Raw genomic sequence first — 19087 nt, forward strand, 5'->3', positions numbered from 1 at the left:
CGTGTCGCGACATGTCAGCGTGCGACTTCGAGGGCTTCCTCCAGCGTGAAGGCGCGCGCGTACAGCGATTTGCCGAGAATCGCGGCGTCCACGCCCAGTTCGGCGAGCTCCTTGATGTTGCGCAGGTCGTCGAGCTTGGAGATGCCACCGGATGCGGTGACCTTCGCGTCGGTGCGGGACGCCACTTCGCGCAGCAGCTCGATGTTCGGGCCGCTCATCATGCCGTCGCGTGCCACGTCGGTGACCACGTAACGGGAGCAGCCGACGGAGTCGAGGAACTTCATGGTCTCGAACAGGTCGCCACCTTCCTTCACCCAGCCGCGGGCCGCGAGGGTGTGGCCGCGCACGTCAAGGCCGACGGCCACACGGTCGCCGTACTTCTTGATGACGGAAGCGGTCCAGTCGGGGTTCTCCAGAGCCGCGGTGCCGATGTTCACGCGGGCCGCGCCGGCTTCGAGCGCCGCGTCGAGCGAGGCGTCGTCGCGCACGCCGCCGGACATTTCGATGTTGACCTTGTCGCCCAGTTCCTTGACGATGGCGCGCAGCTGGTCACGGTTGTTGCCGGTGCCGAATGCGGCGTCGAGATCGACGAGGTGGATCCATTCCGCACCCGATTCCACCCACGTGCGGGCGGCTTCCAGCGGGGAGCCGTAGTCGGTTTCGGAGCCGGATTCGCCTTGGCGCAGGCGCACGGCCTTGCCATCACGGACGTCGACGGCGGGAAGCAGCGTCAAAGACATGTCATACCTTTCGTTGCGTTGAACGGTTTTCGGCCGTTCAACGGATCTTGCGATTACCGATTTGAATTTACGATTTTGCGATTGTTGCGATTGCCTTGCACGAATCCGCGTTCAGAACGTCGCAACCCAGTTACGCAGCAGCTGCGCGCCGGCTTCGGCGGATTTCTCCGGATGGAACTGCGTGGCGAACAACGGTCCACGTTCGTAGGCGGCCACGAATCGGCTGCGCCCGTAGGTGCACCACGTCACATGCTCTTCCGCATCGCCGAAGTCCAGCTGGTCGGCGGAGGTGTCGGCAGGCGAAGCGCTCATCGCGGCAAAGGAGTGCACGAAATAGAATCGTTCGTTCTCCACGCCCTTGAGCAACACGGAACCTTCCGGCGCTTCGACGGTGTCCCAACCCATGTGCGGCACCACGTCGGCGTCGAGCAGCTCGACATCGCCCTTGATCAGACCGAGACCGGGCGTGCCGTCGCCATGTTCCATGCCACGTTCGAACATGATCTGCTCGCCCACGCAGACGCCGAGCACCGGGCGGCCGGCGCGCAGACGGTCTTTGATGACCCTGTCTCCGCCGACGCTTTTCAGTCCTTCCATGCATGCGCCGAACGCGCCCACACCCGGCACCACCAGTCCGTCGGCTTCCAGAGCCTGACGATGGTCGGACGTGAGGGTCACGTCGAGGTCGAGATTGGCCAGCGCGCGCACCATGGAACGCACGTTGCCGAAACCGTAATCGAACACCACCACGGAAGTCATGGGCGCTCTCCTTCTTTTGCTTGCCGAAGAATCCATCCTTCGGGGAAAAACTTATTCGATGCTTGACGAACCACGACCGAATCGCGTGTGCTCGGCGAGGATCTTCATGGCGTCATCACGGGTCAGGCTTGCGGAATCGACGGTTTCCACGCCGGAATCACGCACCCCCTGAACGTCGGTGATGCCCAGCAGCAGGTCTTCGACGAACGGCGCGGTGGAGGTGAGCAGCACCGGTGGCGCGAACGTCTGGCCGACCTTGCCTTGCAGGTACATCGTCGCCTCGAGCTTGTCCGCACGGTTGATCGCGAGGACGGCAGGCATGCCGGAGACCACGGTGGTCAGATCTTTGATGGCCGCTTCCGGGCCATCGCCGTCGAGATTGCGTAATACAGCGACCGCGCCTTGCGGTGAGGCGAGGCATTGCGCGGAGATGTCGGACAGTTGGCAGAACGCGGCGAACAGGCGTGCGGAGGCAAGTCGGGTGATGATCACCGCGACTTTCGCACGGTTGCCCAGCAGCCCCTGCAACTCGTCGTCGAATGACAGCGAGTTCTCGGCTTCGGACAGTACCGCGTCGGCTTCCTTCGATTGCAGGCCGTCCTGCGATTCGTCGGAAGACGCATCGGAATTAACCGTCTCATCCGGCTGATCGAATGGCACCTGCGCGGGAGCATCGTTCTGTTGGGCAGCTTCCTCGTCCTGGAATTCCTTTTCGAAGCCGGCCATGGCCGCTTCCAGCTCCTCTTCGCTGAAATGCATGCCGTCGTCGTTGGTCTTCCCCAAGCCGTCGAAACCGTTCAAATCGTCCTTGTCGTCGGACATCACAGCGCGCCCTTCGTGCTGGGAATGCCGTCGACGCGCGGATCGGGTTCGATGGCGAAACGCAATGCGCGGGCCAAAGCCTTGAATTCGACTTCGGCGATGTGGTGCGGGTCGCGGCCGGAAATCACGTGCAGGTGCAGGCAGATGCCGGCATGCATGGCGATGGATTCCATGACATGGCGAACGAGCGAACCGGTAAAATGCCCGCCAATCATGCAGTATTCGAAGCCTTCCGGCTCTCCGGTGCACACGCAGTACGGGCGGCCGGAAATGTCGACGACGGCTTTGGCGAGTGCCTCGTCGAGCGGCACGGTGGCGTCGGCGAAACGGCGGATGCCACGCTTGTCTCCGAGGGCCTGCTTCAGAGCCTCGCCGAATACGATGGCGATGTCTTCGACGGTGTGGTGCGCGTCGATGTCGGTGTCCCCGGTGGCTTTGATTTTCAGGTCGATCAGCGAATGCTTGCCGAGCGCCGTCATCATGTGATTGTAGAACGGCACGGATGTGTCGATGTCGGTTTTGCCGGTTCCGTCGAGGTTGAGACTCAGCTCCACCTTGGATTCGCTGGTTTCACGAACGATGGTTGCAGTACGTGCCATGTTGCGACTCCTTTTGCGATGTTGCAGTTGCGATATTACAGCTACGATATTGCGATTGCGGTGGTTGCGTCTTCCGCAGCCACCGCGATTCTGTTCTGTTTCAAGCTTATTGCCGAATACTGTCACGAACTTCCGTTCCGGACAGTATCCCAGCTTGCGTTCCGGCTTGTTCAGCCCTGTTCCACGATGCGCAGCACTTCGACCAACGCCTCACGGAACCGTGCCATTTCCTCGTCGGTGCCCATGCACACTCGCATCCAGCCTTCCGGACCGACGACGCGGATGAGCACGCCGCGCTTCAACAGTTCGTCGAAGATGCGGTCGCGGTCGTCGAAATGGCCGCCGAAGAGAATGAAGTTCGACTGGGTTTCGGCCACTTCGAGCGGCTGGCCCTTGTAGGTCTGCTCCTTGAGCCATGCGGAGGTGGCGTTGCGGGTTTCGCGCAGGTGCGCCACGCGGCTCAGCTGTTCGTCGGTGTGTTCGAACGCGGCGAGGGCGGCGGCCTGGGTGACGGCGGACAGGTGGTACGGCATGCGCACGATGCGCACGCAGTCGATGATGCCCTTGTTGGCGGCCAGGTAGCCGACGCGTGCGCCGGCGAAGGCGAACGCCTTGCTCATGGTGCGGCTGACGGCGAGGTTTTCGTATTCGCCGATGAGTTCCAGCGCGGTGGGCGTGCCCGGATCTCGGAATTCGATGTACGCCTCGTCCACCACGACCACCGGATGCACGCCTTCGGCGGCGCCTGCCACTTCGGCGGTACGGGCGGCTTCGAGCACGCGCTTCAGATCTTCCGGCTTGAGCGGGGTGCCGGTCGGATTGTTCGGGCTGGTGAGCACGATCATGGCCGGCTTGACGTCTTCGATCGCCTTGATGGTGGCGTCCACGTCAAGCGTGAAGTCGGCGTTGCGGTGCGCAAGCTTCCACGTGGTGAACGTGTCGCGCGCGTATTCCGGATACATGGAGTACGTCGGATCGCAGCCGAGCGCGATGCGGCCGGGGCCACCGAACGCCTGGAACAGCTGCAGCATGATCTCGTTGGAGCCGTTGGCGCCCCACAACTGGTCGACGCTGAGCTTCACGCCCGATTCGCGTTCCAGATATGTGGAGAAAGCCTTGCGCAGTTCGATATGCTCGCGGTCCGGATAGCGGTTGAGCGTCGGGGCGATCTCCTTGACACGCTGGGCGATGGTTTCCACCACGGCCGGTTCGGGCGCGTACGGATTCTCGTTGACGTTGAGGCACACCGGCACGTCGAGCTGCGGCGCGCCGTACGGTTCTTCGCCGATCAGGTCGTTGCGCAGCGGCAGATATGCCGGAATCGCGTTGCTGGAAGTCTCGCTCATCGGAGGCCGGCCTGCTCTTCCTGTTCCTTGATGGTCGCCTTGTTGTACGGGTCGTCGATGAAGCGGCTCAGCACGCATTCGCCGTGTGCCGGCAGATCTTCGGAGACGGCGAAGGCGTTCACACGGGCGGCGAGGGTCTTCAGTCCCTGCTCGTCGTATTCGATGACTTCGACCGGCTTCATGAAGGTGTGCACGCCGAGGCCGGCGGCGAAGCGCGCGGTGCCGGAGGTCGGCAGCACGTGGTTGGAACCGGACATGTAGTCGCCCAGCGGAACCGGGGAGTACGGGCCACGGAAGATGGCGCCGGCGTTGCGGATCTTGGCGATCACGGCATCCGGATCAGCGGTCTGCACTTCAAGGTGTTCGGCCGCGTACGCGTTGGCCGCGTCGATGGACTGTTCGATGCCGTCTGTGAGGATGATGCCGGACTGGCGGCCGCGCAGCGACGTGTTGACGCGCTCGGCGTGTTCGGTGCGAGGCACGCGGTACTTGAGGCTTTCCTGCACCTTGTCGGCGATGTCTTCGCTGTCGGTGATAAGCACGGAGCCGGCGAGCTCGTCATGTTCGGCCTGGCCGATCAGATCGGCGGCGAGCCAGCTTGGGTTGGCGCCCTTGTCGGCGATGATGGCGATTTCGGTCGGACCGGCGACGGCGTCGATGCCGACGATGCCGGAGACCATGCGCTTGGCGGTGGCGACGAAGATGTTGCCCGGGCCGGTGATCTTGTCCACCGGATCGCACAGGATCTCGCCGTCCTGCGGTTCGGAGCCCTTGGCGCCGTAAGCGAACATGGCGATGGCCTGAGCGCCGCCGACCGCGTACACCTCGTCCACGCCGAGGATGGCGCAGGTGGCGAGGATGGTCTTGTCCGGCAGACCGTCGGAGCTGCTGCGGCTCGGCGGGGTGGCGATGGCCAGCGATTCGACGCCTGCGGCCTGCGCCGGCACCACGTTCATGATGACGGAGCTCGGGTAGACGGCCTTGCCTCCCGGCACGTACAGGCCGACGCGCTGCACCGGAATCCAACGTTCGGCGACGCGCGCGCCTTCGGCCAGGTCGGTGTGGAACGGGGCCGGCACCTGGGATGCGGATACGGCGCGGCAGCGGCGCACGGATTCCTCGATGGCGGCGCGCACTTCCGGATCGAGCTCGTCGACGGCGGCCTTCATGGCCTCGACCGGCACACGCAGATGCTCGGGACGGATATGGTCGAACTTCTCCGCGAAGTCGCGCAGGGCCGCAGCGCCGCGGGCCTTCACATCATCGAGAATCGGCTGTACGAGCTCAGTGGCCTCGTTGGTGCCCATCTCGGCGCGGGGCATGGCTTCCAGCATTTCAGCTCGGGTCAGCTTCTTGCCGCGCAGGTCAATGATTCGCATATAGTTTTCTTCGCTCATAACGCCCCATGGTAACAACGCCAAGTCACGAGAACGTCCCGTCGTCTCACATTCAGCCGCATTGTGAGACACGCAGATCCGCCGTTTTCCATGCCATGCCGATTTCCGCGAAAAATATATGCCGGTCGACGCCATTCAGCATCGGCCGGCAATCAAAAACCTGTTCAGGTCAAACCGTTCAAGTCAAACCGCTCAGGCCAACGGAAGCGAGCTCGGTCCGAAGAGAATCTTGATTTCGGCGAACAGCGACGTGTCGCGTTTGACGCGGAACCGGTCTCCGAACGTCAGCACCTTGGCGTTGCCTTTGTCGTCCATCAACGCCAGTTTCACCTCGCATGGGCCGGGATGGCTGGTCAGAATCTGCCCGAGCCGCCGCACATGCGACTGGTCGAGCGCGATCGGCGGCAGCACAATCGTCAGCGGACGTTCATCCTGCGCCTCCAACGTCGGCACGGTGAATTCGGTGGCGCGCATGCTCACTGTCTCATCGCGCTTCTCCACCTGGCCGCGGATCTGTACCACGGTGTCGACGGCGAGCTCGGGCGCGGCGGCCTCGTACACCTTGCCGAAGAACATGCATTGGATGGAACTTTCCAAATCCTCGACGGTTACGATGGCCCACGGATTGCCCTTTTTCGACACGCGGCGGTCCACATTCGTGATCAGGCCCGCGATCGTCACCTGCTGGCCGTCCGGCATGCTTCCCGCGCGGTCGATCAGGTGCGCTATCGACATTTCGCGCAACGACACCAGAATCGACTGCATGCCGCTCAACGGATGGTCGGACACGTACAGGCCAAGCATCTCACGTTCGAAGTTGAGCTTGGTTTTCTTGTCCCACTCCTCCACGTCGGGCACCTGCACCATGGCGTCTCCCATGGCGGAATCGTTCTCTTTGGAATCGTCCAGGTCGGCGAACAGGTCGAACTGGCCTTCCGCCTGCTTGCGTTTCAGGCCGACGACCGAATTGATGGCCGTTTCGTGGATGGTGAACAGCGCACGACGGTTCGGGTCGATCGAGTCGAACGCGCCGGCCTTGATCAGCGATTCCACCAATCGCCTGTTCAGCGCCTCCAACGGCACGCGTTTGATGAAATCGGTGAAGTTCACGTACTTGCCGTGGCCGTTCTCACGTTCCGCGATGATCGCATCGACCGCGTTCTTGCCGACGTTGCGGATGGCGCCGAGGCCGAATCGCACGACGTCGCCGACTGCCGAATACTCGTACACCGACTCGTTCACGTCCGGAGAAAGCACCTGGATGCCCATGCGTCGCGCCTCGCCCAGGTACAGCGCGGTCTTGTCTTTGTTCGTGCTGGCGCCTTGCAGCAGGGCGGCCATGAACTCCACCGGATAATGCGTTTTCAGATACGCGGTCCAGTAGGAGATCAAACCGTATGCGGCCGAATGCGCCTTGTTGAACGCGTAGCCGGAGAACGGCACGAGGATGTCCCACACGGCCTGCGCGGCCTCTTCGGAATATCCATGCTCCTTCATGCCGGCGAAGAACGGAATCTTCTCCTTGGCCAGCACTTCCGGCTTCTTCTTGCCCATCGCTCGACGCAGCACGTCTGCCTTGCCCAGCGAATAGCCGGCGAGGATTCGCGCCGCGGACTGCACCTGCTCCTGGTAGACGATCAGACCGTAGGTCTCGTCGAGCACTTCCTTAAGCGGTTCGGCCACTTCGGGGTGGATTGGCGTGATCTTCTGCAGACCGTTCTTGCGCTTCGCATAGTTGGTGTGCGAATCCATATCCATCGGACCTGGACGGTACAGCGCGATCAGTGCGGAAATATCGTTGAAGTTGTTCGGCTTCAACGTTTTCAGCAGCGAGCGCATGCCGTCGGAATCGAGCTGGAACACGCCGAGCGTGTCGCCACGGGACAGCAGGTCGTAGGTGGGGCGGTCGTCCAGCGGAATCTTCGTATGGTCGATGCGTTCCTTGCCGTTCGCCTCGATGTTGTTCAGGGTGTCTCGAATCACCGTCAAGTTGGAAAGTCCGAGGAAGTCCATCTTGACCAGACCGAGCGTTTCGCACGTATGGTATTCGAGCGTGGTGGTGACGGTGCCGTCGGTACGTTCCAGCAGCGGCGACGTGTTGGTGATCGGCTCGCTGCCCATGATGGTGGCGCAGGCGTGCACACCGGTCTGACGAATCAGACCTTCGATGCCCATCGCCTCGTCCGTGATGCGTTTCGTGTCCGGGTCGGAATCGTACAGTTCGCGGAATTCGCGTGCTTCCGCGTATCGTTTCGCGCTTGGGTCGAAGATGTCGTGCAGCGGAATGTCCTTGCCGCCGGTCTGTGCGGGAGGCAGGGCTTTGGTGATCTTGTCTCCGACGGAGAAGTCGTATCCCATGATGCGGGCGGAGTCCTTCAGCGCCTGCTTGGTTTTGATGGTGCCGTAGATCACGCACTGCGCCACTTTGTCACGTCCGTATTTCTCACCCACGTAGTCGAGCACGCGTCCACGACCGTCCGGGTCGAAGTCGACGTCGATATCAGGCAGTGAGACACGTTCCGGATTGAGGAATCGTTCGAAGATCAGACCATGTTCAAGCGGATCAAGTTCGGTGATGCCCATCGCATACGCGACCATGGCGCCTGCGGCGGAGCCACGGCCCGGCCCCACCATCACGCCGTGGGCCTTCGCCCAGTTGATGTAGTCGGCCACGACGAGGAAGTAGCCGCAGAACTGCATCTGGCAGATCACGCCGCATTCGTAGTCGGCCTGCCGCAGCACTTCGAGCGACGGCTTGCCGTTGTACCGGCGTTCCAGGCCTTCCTCGACCTTCTTCAGGAACAGCGACGTCTCGTCCCAGCCTTCCGGACAGTCGAATTGCGGCATGAACGCGCCGTCTTCATGATCGTCAAACATGACGTTGCAGCGTTCGGCGATCTCCAACGTGTTGTCGCACGCTTCGGGAAGGTCTTTGAACAGTTCGCGCATTTCCTCGGCGGATTTGATGTAGTAGCCGGTGCCGTCGAATTTGAATCGGCCCGGCTCGTCCAGCGTGGAGCCGGAGTTGATGCACAGCATGGCGTCCTGCGCGCCGGCGTCTTCGGCACGCGTGTAATGGGAATCGTTGGTGGCCAGCAGCGGCGCGTTGAGCTTTTTTGCGATGTCGAGCAGCCCGTCGGTCACTTGCTTTTCGATTTTCAGGCCGTGGTCCATGAATTCGATGTAGAAATTATCGCGGCCGAAAATGTCTTGGAATTCGCCGGCGGCACGCAACGCGTCATCGAACTGGCCCAGGCGCAGACGAGTCTGGATGATGCCCGACGGGCAGCCGGACGAGGCGATGATGCCTTTCGAATATTTGGCGAGGATTTCCTTATCCATACGCGGATAGCGCATGACTCGGCCTTCAAGGTTCGCGTCGGTGGAGGCTTTCATGAGGTTGACGAGGCCTTCGTCGTTTTCTGCCCACATGGTCAGGTGGGTGATGACACCGCCGCCGGACACATCATCCGGGTTACGGCGGCGATGCAGCGGATCCAGATCCGGATTCCAGTTGGTGTCCCAGCTCACACGGGTGGGGTCCTGACGTGCGGTTTCCGGCGTCACATAGGCTTCGATGCCGATGATCGGCTTGATGCCGGCGTTGACCGCGGCGCTCCACATCTCATACGCGCCATGCATGTTGCCGTGGTCGGTGATGCCGACGGCCGGCATGCCCAGTTCCTTGGCGCGCTTGACCAGATCCGGTATTTTCGATGCGCCGTCGAGCAGCGAATAATGCGTGTGATTATGCAGTTGCACGAAATTTGCGGAAGTAGCCATGCGTTCCAATTTAGCTGGGCTTCATGACGGCGTGGAGTCGTTTCTGGCCGTCCGGCCACACTTTTATAGGGACTGGTCGGCGTGCCGTGCGCGCATCACGTCAAGCGCATGCTGCAGGTCGGCGGGATAGTGCGATTTCACCGTGGTCCACACGTGCGTACGCGGATGGCGGAATTCCAATTGCATGGCGTGCAGCCATTGCCGTTCAAGGCCAAGCGCCTCGCTCAGCTGCGGATTCGCGCCGTACATGGCGTCCCCCGCCAACGGATGCCCGATGGATGAGAAATGCACGCGGATCTGATGGGTGCGGCCGGTTTCCAGGTTCACGGATACGAGCGTGGCTTCGCCGAAACGTTCCATCACGTCCCAATGCGTGATGGCCTCTTTGCCGGCCGGTGTCACGCAGAAGCGGAAGTCGGAGACTTTGGCGCGTCCGATCGGCGCTTCGATGGTGGCTTTGTCTTCTTTGAGATTGCCCTGCACGAGTGCGTGATATGTTTTGACGACCTCATGTTCGGCGAACTGCCGGCGCATCTCCACGTACGCAAGATCGGACTTGCATACGAGCATCAGTCCCGATGTGCCCACGTCGAGTCGTGACACGATGCCTTGACGGCCTGCCGCGCCATATGACGTGATGTGCACTCCCCTGTCGATCAGGCTGCCAAGCACCGTCGGACCGGTCCATCCGACGGATGCGTGCGCGGCGACGCCGACCGGCTTGTCCACCACGACCACATCGTCGTCCTCATAGACGACGGCCATGTCATGGGCGATCGGTTCCGGTTCGGACCGTTCCTCGACGATGTCGAATTCTACGGTTTCGCCTGCCTGCAGGGTCGACGATTTGGAAATGTCCCTGCCGAGCACGCGCGCCTGTCCGCTTTCGATGAGGTCGGCCGCCTTGGCCCGGGAAATGCCAAGCATTTTGGCGACCGCGACGTCGAATCGTTTGCCGACGAGCGCGTCGGGAGCGGGTACGAGACGGCTCATGCTGCTTTCGCCCCGTCGTCGGTTGCGTTCGCATCATCACCAAGCGTCTTGCCGTTGGCCTCGTCAAGGTCCTTTTGGCTGAACGGTTCCCCGAGGAACAGCAGCAACACCGCCGCAACGCCCGCGAGCATGAGGAAGATGTCCGCCACGTTGCCGATGGACCATCCGTAGTTCAGGAAATCCACGACCTTGCCGTTGAGGAACCCTTCCGCATAGATGACGCGGTCGATGAGGTTGCCGAACGCTCCTGCGAAGGCGAAGGCGAACAGCACCGTCCATTTCATGGAAATGGTGCGGACGGCAAGTACGACCAACGCCACGCAGGCCGCCATCGCCAGCAGGGAAATCAGCCACGTCATGCCGGAGCCCATGCCGAGCGAGGCGCCTGGATTACGCACCAATGTCAACGAAAGCAGGCCGGGAATCACGCGTATGGTACGGCCATCGGCCAATGCGGACAAAGCCCACATCTTGGTGAGCTGGTCAATTGCGATCGCCGCGATCGCAATACACGCAAAGACGGCCACGCGGTCGCGCAGCCGTCTTTGATCATTCTTCATGATGTCAGACACAGGCTAATCTCAGTCGTTGTTGTCCTGAGGGTCCTGGTCGTAGTTGTTCGTATCGGACACCTGGTTGACGAGCTGGCCGAGGAAGTCGGTGAGTCGTGCACGGTATTCGGTTTCGAACTGCTTGAGGCCCTTGATGTTGCCTTCGATGACCTTGGTCTGGGTCTCGAGGTTGTCGCGGACCTGCTGGGCGTAGTCGTCGGCAGCGGTACGGGTCTTCGAATCGTAGTCGAAGGCGCGCTTCTGCACTTCGGCTTCGTAGTTGTCGGCCTCGGTGTGCTTGTCGGAGAAGTACGTGTCGGCGTCCTGGGTCTTCTGAGCCAGGTAGCCGTCGCCCTCTTCCTGCTTCTGCGCGAAGTAGGCGTCGCCTTCCTGCTGCTTCTGCTCCAGATAAGCGTCGCCATCCTGCTGCTTGCCGGCCAGATAGGCATTGCCTTCCTCGGTCTTCTGCGCAAGGTAGGCGTCGCCCTCCTCGGTCTTCTGGTTCAGGTACGCATCGCCATCCTGCTGCTTCTGTGCCAGATAGGCATCGCCATCCTGGGTCTTGCCGGACAGGTAGTTGTCGGCGTTGGCGCGGGTGTCGGTGGAGTACTGGTCAGCCTCGGAACGAGTGCGGTTGGAGTAGTCGTTGGCGCTGCCGATGATCTCTTCGTACTTGCGCTGGCTTTCCTCGGTGATCTCCTTGGCCTTGGCCTTGCCCTTGTCGACGTACTGGTCGTGCAGCTGCATGGCCAGCGTCAGCATGGCGGTGGCGCGCTCCGGCTCGGTATTGGCGCTTGCCGCGGCACCTGCGATCTTCTGCAGGCTGCCGGTTTCGGTGCTCGGCTCGGACTTGGCGACCTGTTCGCGCAGCTGTGCCTCGCGAATCTGGGAATCCTTCAGCTGCTGGGCAAGCTGCTGAATCTGCATGGCCTGCTGCTTCACCTGGGCATCCTGCTGCTGGGACTGGGCAGCATGCTCCTGAGTGAGCTGCTGGGCCTGAGCGACCTGGTCCTGCGCTTCCTGAAGCTTTGCGGTGAGCTGATCGATCTGCTCCTTCTGACGCTGAGCCACGACCACCTGCTCCTGGGCCGATGCCAGCTGACGGGACAGGTCCTCGGTCTGTGCGCGGAACGTGTCACGCTCGTGCTGCACGGCGGTAAGCTGCTCGCCAAGGTCGGCCTGACCGGCCGCTTCGGCTGCCTGGGCGGTGAGCTGATCGACCTGCGCGGACAGACGATCGATCTGCCCCTTGAGCTGCTCGTTCTGGGAAGACAGCGCACGATTGCTTTCCTCTGCCTCGGAAAGCTTGGCGGCCGCGGCCTGAGCGGCCTGAGCGGCCTGGTCTCCCGCACCAGCTGCCTGCTCGGAGGCGGACTTCAGCGTCGCGTTCTCCTGCTGCAGGGACTGGATCTGAGCATTCAACTCGGAAATCTTGGAATTGAGTCCTGCGACATCTGGGCCAAGAGACTGCGTGGCCTGTCCGCCGGCAACTGCCTGCTTGCCAAGGGCTTCCACCGTCTCGGTTACCTGATCGAGGAAGTCATCGACTTCATCGACGTCATAGCCTTCCTTGAACCTTACGGTCTGGAAAGTATGCTCCCTAATATCTTTCGGCGTCAACAGAGCCATAAATCCTTACACCTCGCTTTGGGCTTGATGCCTTACTGTTGTTGCTTTCAGTGTTCGACTCTAGCACGAAACCATAGATATTTTGCGGAAAAACGGTTTTTTAGAGGTGCTAAATAAGGAAATCAATGACCACAAGAACGAAATAAAGCACAAGATACGCGACGTCAAAATAGATCGGTCCGAGCGGAACGGGACGAATATACTGCCGCAACCACCTTAACGGCGGCTCCGTCAGCTGGTAGATGGCGTCGAACAACGAGGCCACGATTCCGCTTGGCCGCCACGTCGGCGACAATGCCAACACCCAGTCGAGAATCATGCGGACGAACAGCACCAGGATATAGGCGTTGACCAGAAAATGGACGACGCTACCAATTATCGAGAGAATCACGTTGCCACTGTATCAAGCGCGCATAACAAAATGCCCCCGCTTTCAGTGGGGGCATAATCGTCTGATTTGTGCTTGCTCTGTGCTACACGGCTCAGTCGGCGAACAGGTCGTGGGCCGGACCCTTGTCTTCAGGCTCCTCGACCTTGATGTTCACTTGGGCCGGGCTCAGCAGGAACACGCGCGGAGTGACGCGTTCGATGGAGCCGCGCACGCCGAACACCACACCGGCGGAGAAGTCGACGATGCGGTATGCCACGGCTTCGGCCACACCTGTCAGGTTCAGCACCACCGGAATGCCGTCACGAATGGCGCGACCGACCATCTGCGCATCGTCATAGGTCTTCGGATGGATGGTGGTGATGCGACTCACTCTACCCCCCTGGAACGGGTTGGACTGCTCACGCGGAGCGGACGGCGTGGAAGCGGAAGCCGAAGAGGAAGGCATCGGGGTGACGGAATGATCCGAATCGAACGAGGTCTCGCCGGTGTCGACGTCATCCTCGAAATCATCCTCACCCTCGGCGACGTCGGACATTCCCAAGTACGACATCGCGTTCTTCATGAAACCTGCCATGTATGTTCCTTTCGCGTCTACGCGTTGACTTTAGCGCAGGAAATCCGGAATATCGAGGTCGCCCGGATCGTTAGCCGAAACCACTTCATGCTCGGTGGTCTGGTCGAACGAGGCGACGTTCTGGTCCGGAGTGGACGGAATGTAGCTGGACAGCGGCTGCACCTGCGGCACCGCCGGAGTCTGCACCGGCTGCGGCTGCTGGGCGGGAGCCTGCACGCCGGCGGACAACGCGGACAGCGGTACCGTGTTTCCCTTGGCCGCGGCCGGCTTTTCTTCGGCCGGCTGGTCGGGCTTCTTAGAATTGGCATCGAAACCTGCCGCGATGACGGTGACACGCACCTCGTCGCCGTAGGCGTCGTCCAGGGACAGGCCCCAGATGATCTGCGCTTCCGGATGGATGGCCTTCTGCACCAGCGCGACCGCGGCTGCGGCTTCCTGCAGCTTCAGGTCGGTCGGACCGGCGATGTTGATCAGTGCGCCATGCGCACCCTCGATGCTTTCCTCCAGCAGCGGCGAGCTGATGGCGATTTCCGCGGCCTGCGTGGCGCGGTCCTCTCCCCGAGCGGAACCGATGCCGAACAGCGCGGTGCCGGCACCACGCAGAATCGCGTTGACATCGTTGAAATCAACGTGGATGTACGAATTCGAGGTAATCAGGTCGGTGATGCCCTGCACGCCGGCCAGCAGTGCGGTGTCGGCGGTCTTGAACGCGTCGACGATGCCAATGGTGCGGTCGGACAGTTCCAGCAGTCGGTCGTTCGGAATGACGATCAGCGCGTCGACTTCCTTGCGCAGGTTCTCGATGCCGAGCGCGGCGGAAGCGGAACGCTGCGGACCTTCGAAGCTGAACGGACGGGTCACCACGGCGATGGTCAGCGCGCCCTGCTGGTGGGCCGCACGTGCCACGATCGGGCTGGCGCCGGTTCCGGTGCCACCGCCCTCACCGCAGGTGACGAACACCATGTCGGAGCCCTTAAGCGCCTCTTCGATGTCGGACTGGTGATCCTGCGCCGCCTTGGCACCCTTTTCCGGGTCGGCGCCAGCGCCCAGACCACGGCTGGAGGCATCGTTCAGCGAGATCTTGACATCGGCGTCGGATCGCAGCAGATCCTTTGCATCAGTGTTGATCGCAATAAATTCGACGCTTTGAAGACCCTCCGCAATCATGCGATTGACAGCGTTGCCTCCGGCTCCACCGACACCGACGACCTTGATGTTGGTCTTGTCGTTGAAATTGTCAGTCTGGGCAATCTCGCTCACCATTGTCTCCTGTTCACTCACGTATATGAACAACTCTATCGCAATCGCGCCGATGATACGCGCACTTTTCCAGGCGTGTACCACCGTTTTTTCACTTTTTTGCTGTCAGCATGTTCATTCTGCCTGCGTTGACCCCTTCAGTCATTTGTACACGGCTCTTCGAACATGCGTGACGGGCTTTAGTAGCTGGCATCCATCGGGTCATCCCCGAACAGCGCCTCACGCTCCTCGTGCGTGGTTTCCCGGGATTCCAACCATCCGTAAGGCAGATGCACCTTTTTGGCGAAGCGCACGCGCCCCCTTGGCTTGTCGGCGATGCGTTCTGGGAACCGAATGTTCGGGTCGAGTCTGCCTATCTCGCGCCGGACATCCTCAAGATTTTCACATTCCATGAACGCACGGCGTGTGGAACCGCCCACGGGGAAGCCCTTCAGATACCACGCGACGTGCTTGCGCAGGTCATGCACGGCCATCCGCTCGTCACCATCATAGAATTCGGTCAGCAGTTCGGCATGCCGTTCGATCACGCGGCACACGTCGCCCAGCGTGGGGTCGACGCGCTCGTCACTGCCGGCGAACGCGTTCTTGATGTCGGCGAACAACCATGGACGGCCTTGGCAGCCGCGGCCGATCGCAACACCCGCGCAACCGGTTTCGGCGACCATCGCCAACGCGTCGTTGGCACCCCAAATATCCCCGTTGCCGAAGACGGGAATATCAAGCTCGGAAACCAGCTCGCCAATGCGGGACCAATCGGAATGCCCACCGTAATATTCGGCGGTGGTGCGCGCGTGCAGGGTGACGGCCTTGCAGCCTTCCTCCTGCGCGATGTGCCCGGCTTCGAGGAACGTCTCGTGTTCATGGTCGATGCCGACGCGGATTTTGGCCGTGACTGGTACGTTGGCCGCGTCGCACACCTTGACCACGCGTTGGATGATCTCACGGAACAGGTCCGTCTTCCATGGCAGCGCGGATCCGCCGCCACGACGCGTCACCTTGGGCACCGGGCAGCCGAAGTTGAGGTCGACATGGTCGGCCATGTTCTCGTCGATGACGATTTTCGCGGCCTGCTCCACAATCGAGGGATTGACGCCGTACAGCTGCAGCGAACGAATCTTCTCGCTGGGTGCGAAACGGCATAGGCGCAGGGCTTTCGGATTGCGGGCCACCAATGCGCGCGCGGTGATCATTTCCGCCACGTACAGACCGTCGGGACCGTAGCTTTCGCAGATCACGCGGAACGGCCAGTTGGTGACGCCCGCCATAGGCGAAAGCACCACCGGCGTTTCGACGTGCACCGGACCCAGATCAACGGGCTTTATAACGGGAGGAACCGACGGCCGTTCCGCGTCGGTACGCGGGTCGAGCACGTCGGATTCCTCGTAGGCATTCACAATGCTATCTGGCATAGGTCAGACTTGTTCCGTTCGATATGACCGATTCGGGGCGATCAGTACAGGCCACCGGCTTCGGCGATCTTGACGGACTCAGGCCAAGCCTCGCCGCCCATTTCGACCGGCATCTGCGGCACGCTGACGCGCTTCTCGCCGATGCGCTCGGCGATGTAGTCGGCCACCTTGTCGAGGCTGACGCGCTCCTGCTGCATGGTGTCGCGTTCACGGATGGTGACGGCCTGGTCGTCGAGGGTGTCGAAGTCGACGGTGACGCACAGCGGGGTGCCGATCTCGTCCTCACGGCGGTAGCGACGGCCAATCGCGCCGGCCTCGTCGTAGTCGATCATCCACTCGTTCTGGCGCAGGTCGGCGGCGAGCTTCTGGGCCACGGACTGCAGGTCCGGCTTCTTGCTCAGCGGCAGCACGGCGGCCTTGACCGGAGCCAGACGCGGGTCGAGATGCAGCACGGTGCGCTTGTCCACACCGCCCTTGGTGTTCGGAGCCTCGTCCACGTCATAGGCGTCGACGAGGAAGCACATGAGGGAGCGGGTCAGGCCGGCGGCCGGCTCAATGACATACGGCACGTACTTTTCACCGGTGGCCTGGTTGAAGTAGCTCAGGTCCTCGCCGGAGTGCTCCGCGTGCGCGGACAGGTCGAAGTCGGTACGGTTGGCGATGCCTTCGAGCTCGCCCCAATCGGAGCCCTGGAAGCCGAACTTGTATTCGATGTCGACAGTGCGCTTCGAATAGTGGGCCAGCTTCTCCTTCGGATGCTCGTAGTGGCGCAGGTTCTCCGGCTTGACGCCGAGGTCGAGGTACCACTGGGTGCGGGCGTCGATCCAGTACTGGTGCCAGGCTTCGTCCTCGCCGGGCTTGACGAAGAACTCCATCTCCATCTGCTCGAACTCACGGGTACGGAAGATGAAGTTGCCTGGCGTGATCTCGTTACGGAAGGACTTGCCCATGTTGGCGATGCCGAACGGCGGCTTCTTGCGGGAAGAGGTCATCACGTTCTTGAAGTCCACGAAGATGCCCTGCGCGGTTTCCGGACGCAGATAGTGCAGGGAGTTCTCGTCCTCGACCGGGCCGAGGTGGGTGCGCAGCATCATGTTGAAGTCGCGCGGTTCGGTCCACTTGCCGCGGGTTCCGCAATCCGGGCACACGATGTCGGCCATGCCGTTCTCCGGCAGCTTGTCTCCATGCTTCTCGGCATAGGATTCCTCAAGCTTGTCGGAACGCTGGCGCTTGTGGCAGTTAAGGCATTCCACCAGCGGATCGTTGAAGACGGCCACGTGGCCAGAAGCCACCCACACGGGGGTCGGCAGGATGATGGAGGTGTCCACGCCCACCACGTCGCCACGGGTGACGACCATGGAGCGCCACCATTCGCGCTTGATATTGTCCTTCAACGCCACGCCGAGCGGACCGTAATCCCATGCGGAACGGGTTCCGCCGTAGATTTCACCGGCGGGAAAAACAAAGCCACGACGCTTGGCGAGGGATACGACTTCATCGAGTTTGGATACAGCCACAATGCACCTTCTGGATTGAATGGTTTGGGGTCTTTACAACCGCACAGCCTACCGTCACATGCTGACAGCCCAGCCGCCGTCCCGCATGCGCACGGGAGACCATGCGGCAAGCGATCGGAACGGCGGCAGACGATGCATTACACAAAGTAGGCTGGAGATATGCTGTACCACAACCCGAATTCGCGCGGCCGGCGAAATGTCTTGCGCATCGTGGGCGTGCTTGTCGTGCTTGCGGTCATCGCCAGCGTCGCCAATTTCCTCCGCACCACCACCAGCGACGCGGTCAGTAACGTCAAGCCGCAGATCGAAACGATGCAGGACATCCGGCAGACCGCGCAGGACAGCATCACGTTCGCGCAGAGCCTGGATGATCCGGATCAATTCGCCGCACACATCGAAACCGTGCAACAGTATATGGACGATTACGACCGGCTTGCCGACACCAAGCAGATCAAGTATCTGCTGTCGGACAATCCGCAGGAACGCATCATCGGGCTGTTGTACCGCGACCAGCAGCGCACCATCATCGACAGCATGCGTGTGGCGGCCCATAATCTCGACGCACAGACCAAGGAGCTGCTCAGCGCGGTCGACGCGGCCATGGCGGACGATTTCAGCCAGCATGCGGCGCAATGGCTGCTGCAGGTGGACGATCCGACGCAGGTGAACGAGCTCATCGACCGATACGGCAAACAGCGTGAGTATTCGTCGATGCGGGAAATGCTCACCGGACTGGAATCATTGCACAAGCTGCGCTCGGACGTGAAGCAGCAGGTCTCGTCCGCGGTCAGCAATCTGCACAGCGAGGAAGCCTCGGCGGCTGCGATCGCCGTACCTGAGCGCAACGGCGATCTCGATCCGGCCGGATGGTACACGCTCGCCACGAACGTGGTATCAACGATGGGCGTGCAGATCGAGCAGACCATGGAATTCAACTGCGGCGGCCAGTCAGGTGAGAATCCGAACGGATTCGTGGCGGCCTATTACTGCCAGATGCCCGACCGCACGCAGCGGGATGTCGTGCATATCCTCACCACGCACCCAGGTTGGACGCAGACCGCGCGAAGCCCTTGGCTGGTGGACATGGTCAAGCACGAGCTCTCGCACCGTTCGATCATGGTCTCCTGCGGCACCACCCAACCGACGATCGCGGCCGACCGCACCGAGGCGGTGACGAATTCCTATTCGGTGCTGTTTTTCGGGGCCGATCGCAACCGCATCGCCGACCAGCAGCAGGGCGTCGCCGAATACGCGATGGATGCGCACAGCGACCAGCTGGCCACAGCCATCCACGATGGCAATTGCGGGTGATGTGAG

The 19087-nt window shown here is 61.6% G+C and carries 16 protein-coding genes; 1 reads left to right on the forward strand and 15 read right to left on the reverse strand.

Features of this window, described 5'->3' with window-relative positions; genetic code table 11:
• Positions 1-14: 14 nt before the first annotated feature.
• The 15 genes from priA to BAD_RS06025 form a co-directional block, all read right to left on the reverse strand.
• Positions 15-740 carry a bifunctional 1-(5-phosphoribosyl)-5-((5-phosphoribosylamino)methylideneamino)imidazole-4-carboxamide isomerase/phosphoribosylanthranilate isomerase PriA gene (gene priA, locus BAD_RS05955; protein WP_003810825.1) on the reverse strand — a complete coding sequence of 242 codons (726 nt, stop codon included), beginning with the start codon at positions 738-740 and terminating at the stop codon, positions 15-17.
• A 111-nt stretch (positions 741-851) separates the two neighbouring features.
• The gene (gene hisH, locus BAD_RS05960) at positions 852-1499 is read right to left on the reverse strand and encodes an imidazole glycerol phosphate synthase subunit HisH (RefSeq protein WP_003810827.1); all 648 of its coding nucleotides are present in this window, start codon (positions 1497-1499) and stop codon (positions 852-854) included.
• Between the two features lie 51 nt (positions 1500-1550).
• A complete protein-coding gene (locus BAD_RS05965) occupies positions 1551-2321 on the reverse strand; it encodes a hypothetical protein (protein WP_003810830.1) in 771 nt (256 codons plus the stop codon).
• Complete coding sequence (gene hisB, locus BAD_RS05970) at positions 2321-2920, reverse strand: imidazoleglycerol-phosphate dehydratase HisB (protein WP_011743463.1); 600 nt, start codon at positions 2918-2920, stop codon at positions 2321-2323. Before hisB ends, BAD_RS05965 begins: the two co-directional genes overlap by 1 nt.
• A 170-nt stretch (positions 2921-3090) precedes the next feature.
• A complete protein-coding gene (locus BAD_RS05975) occupies positions 3091-4266 on the reverse strand; it encodes a histidinol-phosphate transaminase (protein WP_011743464.1) in 1176 nt (391 codons plus the stop codon).
• Complete coding sequence (gene hisD, locus BAD_RS05980; RefSeq protein WP_107646377.1) at positions 4263-5645, reverse strand: histidinol dehydrogenase; 1383 nt, start codon at positions 5643-5645, stop codon at positions 4263-4265. The genes BAD_RS05975 and hisD overlap by 4 nt, the downstream gene beginning before the upstream one ends.
• A gap of 210 nt (positions 5646-5855) precedes the next feature.
• Positions 5856-9446, reverse strand: a complete 3591-nt coding sequence (dnaE, locus tag BAD_RS05985; RefSeq protein ID WP_011743466.1) for a DNA polymerase III subunit alpha — start codon at positions 9444-9446, stop codon at positions 5856-5858.
• 63 nt (positions 9447-9509) lie between these two features.
• The gene (locus BAD_RS05990) at positions 9510-10439 is read right to left on the reverse strand and encodes an RluA family pseudouridine synthase (RefSeq protein WP_003810838.1); all 930 of its coding nucleotides are present in this window, start codon (positions 10437-10439) and stop codon (positions 9510-9512) included.
• A complete protein-coding gene (lspA, locus tag BAD_RS05995; protein ID WP_011743467.1) occupies positions 10436-10999 on the reverse strand; it encodes a signal peptidase II in 564 nt (187 codons plus the stop codon). Before lspA ends, BAD_RS05990 begins: the two co-directional genes overlap by 4 nt.
• A 21-nt stretch (positions 11000-11020) precedes the next feature.
• Positions 11021-12619 (reverse strand): DivIVA domain-containing protein, encoded by a 1599-nt coding sequence (locus tag BAD_RS06000; protein ID WP_011743468.1) that lies wholly within the window; start codon positions 12617-12619, stop codon positions 11021-11023.
• Between the two features lie 109 nt (positions 12620-12728).
• Positions 12729-13010: a YggT family protein gene (locus BAD_RS06005; RefSeq protein ID WP_011743469.1), complete on the reverse strand. Its 282-nt coding sequence runs from the start codon at positions 13008-13010 to the stop codon at positions 12729-12731.
• A 91-nt stretch (positions 13011-13101) separates the two neighbouring features.
• Positions 13102-13584, reverse strand: coding sequence for a cell division protein SepF (locus tag BAD_RS06010; RefSeq protein WP_011743470.1), 483 nt, complete (start codon positions 13582-13584; stop codon positions 13102-13104).
• A 30-nt stretch (positions 13585-13614) separates the two neighbouring features.
• Positions 13615-14844 carry a cell division protein FtsZ gene (ftsZ, locus tag BAD_RS06015; protein WP_113736384.1) on the reverse strand — a complete coding sequence of 410 codons (1230 nt, stop codon included), beginning with the start codon at positions 14842-14844 and terminating at the stop codon, positions 13615-13617.
• Positions 14845-15023: 179 nt separating this feature from the next.
• Positions 15024-16253 (reverse strand): tRNA dihydrouridine synthase DusB, encoded by a 1230-nt coding sequence (gene dusB, locus BAD_RS06020; protein WP_003810853.1) that lies wholly within the window; start codon positions 16251-16253, stop codon positions 15024-15026.
• A 41-nt stretch (positions 16254-16294) separates the two neighbouring features.
• Positions 16295-17770 (reverse strand): glycine--tRNA ligase, encoded by a 1476-nt coding sequence (locus BAD_RS06025; protein WP_011743472.1) that lies wholly within the window; start codon positions 17768-17770, stop codon positions 16295-16297.
• A gap of 210 nt (positions 17771-17980) precedes the next feature.
• On the opposite strand from BAD_RS06025, the gene BAD_RS06030 reads away from it, so the two are divergent.
• On the forward strand, positions 17981-19081 hold the full coding sequence (locus BAD_RS06030; protein ID WP_231836957.1) for a hypothetical protein: 1101 nt from the start codon (positions 17981-17983) through the stop codon (positions 19079-19081).
• The last annotated feature ends 6 nt before the right edge of the window (positions 19082-19087 follow it).

The organism is Bifidobacterium adolescentis ATCC 15703 (assembly GCF_000010425.1).
Lineage (GTDB): Bacteria > Actinomycetota > Actinomycetes > Actinomycetales > Bifidobacteriaceae > Bifidobacterium > Bifidobacterium adolescentis.

What these genes read in the sequence shown, in the direction of transcription:
- BAD_RS05990 (WP_003810838.1), bottom strand. Translation starts at nt 10,439, where the DNA reads ATGAGCCGTCTCGTACCCGCTCCCGACGCGCTCGTCGGCAAACGATTC.
- lspA (WP_011743467.1), bottom strand. Translation starts at nt 10,999, where the DNA reads ATGAAGAATGATCAAAGACGGCTGCGCGACCGCGTGGCCGTCTTTGCG.
- dnaE (WP_011743466.1), bottom strand. Translation starts at nt 9,446, where the DNA reads ATGGCTACTTCCGCAAATTTCGTGCAACTGCATAATCACACGCATTAT.
- hisB (WP_011743463.1), bottom strand. Translation starts at nt 2,920, where the DNA reads ATGGCACGTACTGCAACCATCGTTCGTGAAACCAGCGAATCCAAGGTG.
- dusB (WP_003810853.1), bottom strand. Translation starts at nt 16,253, where the DNA reads ATGCCAGATAGCATTGTGAATGCCTACGAGGAATCCGACGTGCTCGAC.
- hisH (WP_003810827.1), bottom strand. Translation starts at nt 1,499, where the DNA reads ATGACTTCCGTGGTGGTGTTCGATTACGGTTTCGGCAACGTGCGTTCC.
- BAD_RS05975 (WP_011743464.1), bottom strand. Translation starts at nt 4,266, where the DNA reads ATGAGCGAGACTTCCAGCAACGCGATTCCGGCATATCTGCCGCTGCGC.
- BAD_RS05965 (WP_003810830.1), bottom strand. Translation starts at nt 2,321, where the DNA reads ATGTCCGACGACAAGGACGATTTGAACGGTTTCGACGGCTTGGGGAAG.
- hisD (WP_107646377.1), bottom strand. Translation starts at nt 5,645, where the DNA reads ATGCGAATCATTGACCTGCGCGGCAAGAAGCTGACCCGAGCTGAAATG.
- BAD_RS06010 (WP_011743470.1), bottom strand. Translation starts at nt 13,584, where the DNA reads ATGGCAGGTTTCATGAAGAACGCGATGTCGTACTTGGGAATGTCCGAC.
- BAD_RS06000 (WP_011743468.1), bottom strand. Translation starts at nt 12,619, where the DNA reads ATGGCTCTGTTGACGCCGAAAGATATTAGGGAGCATACTTTCCAGACC.
- priA (WP_003810825.1), bottom strand. Translation starts at nt 740, where the DNA reads ATGTCTTTGACGCTGCTTCCCGCCGTCGACGTCCGTGATGGCAAGGCC.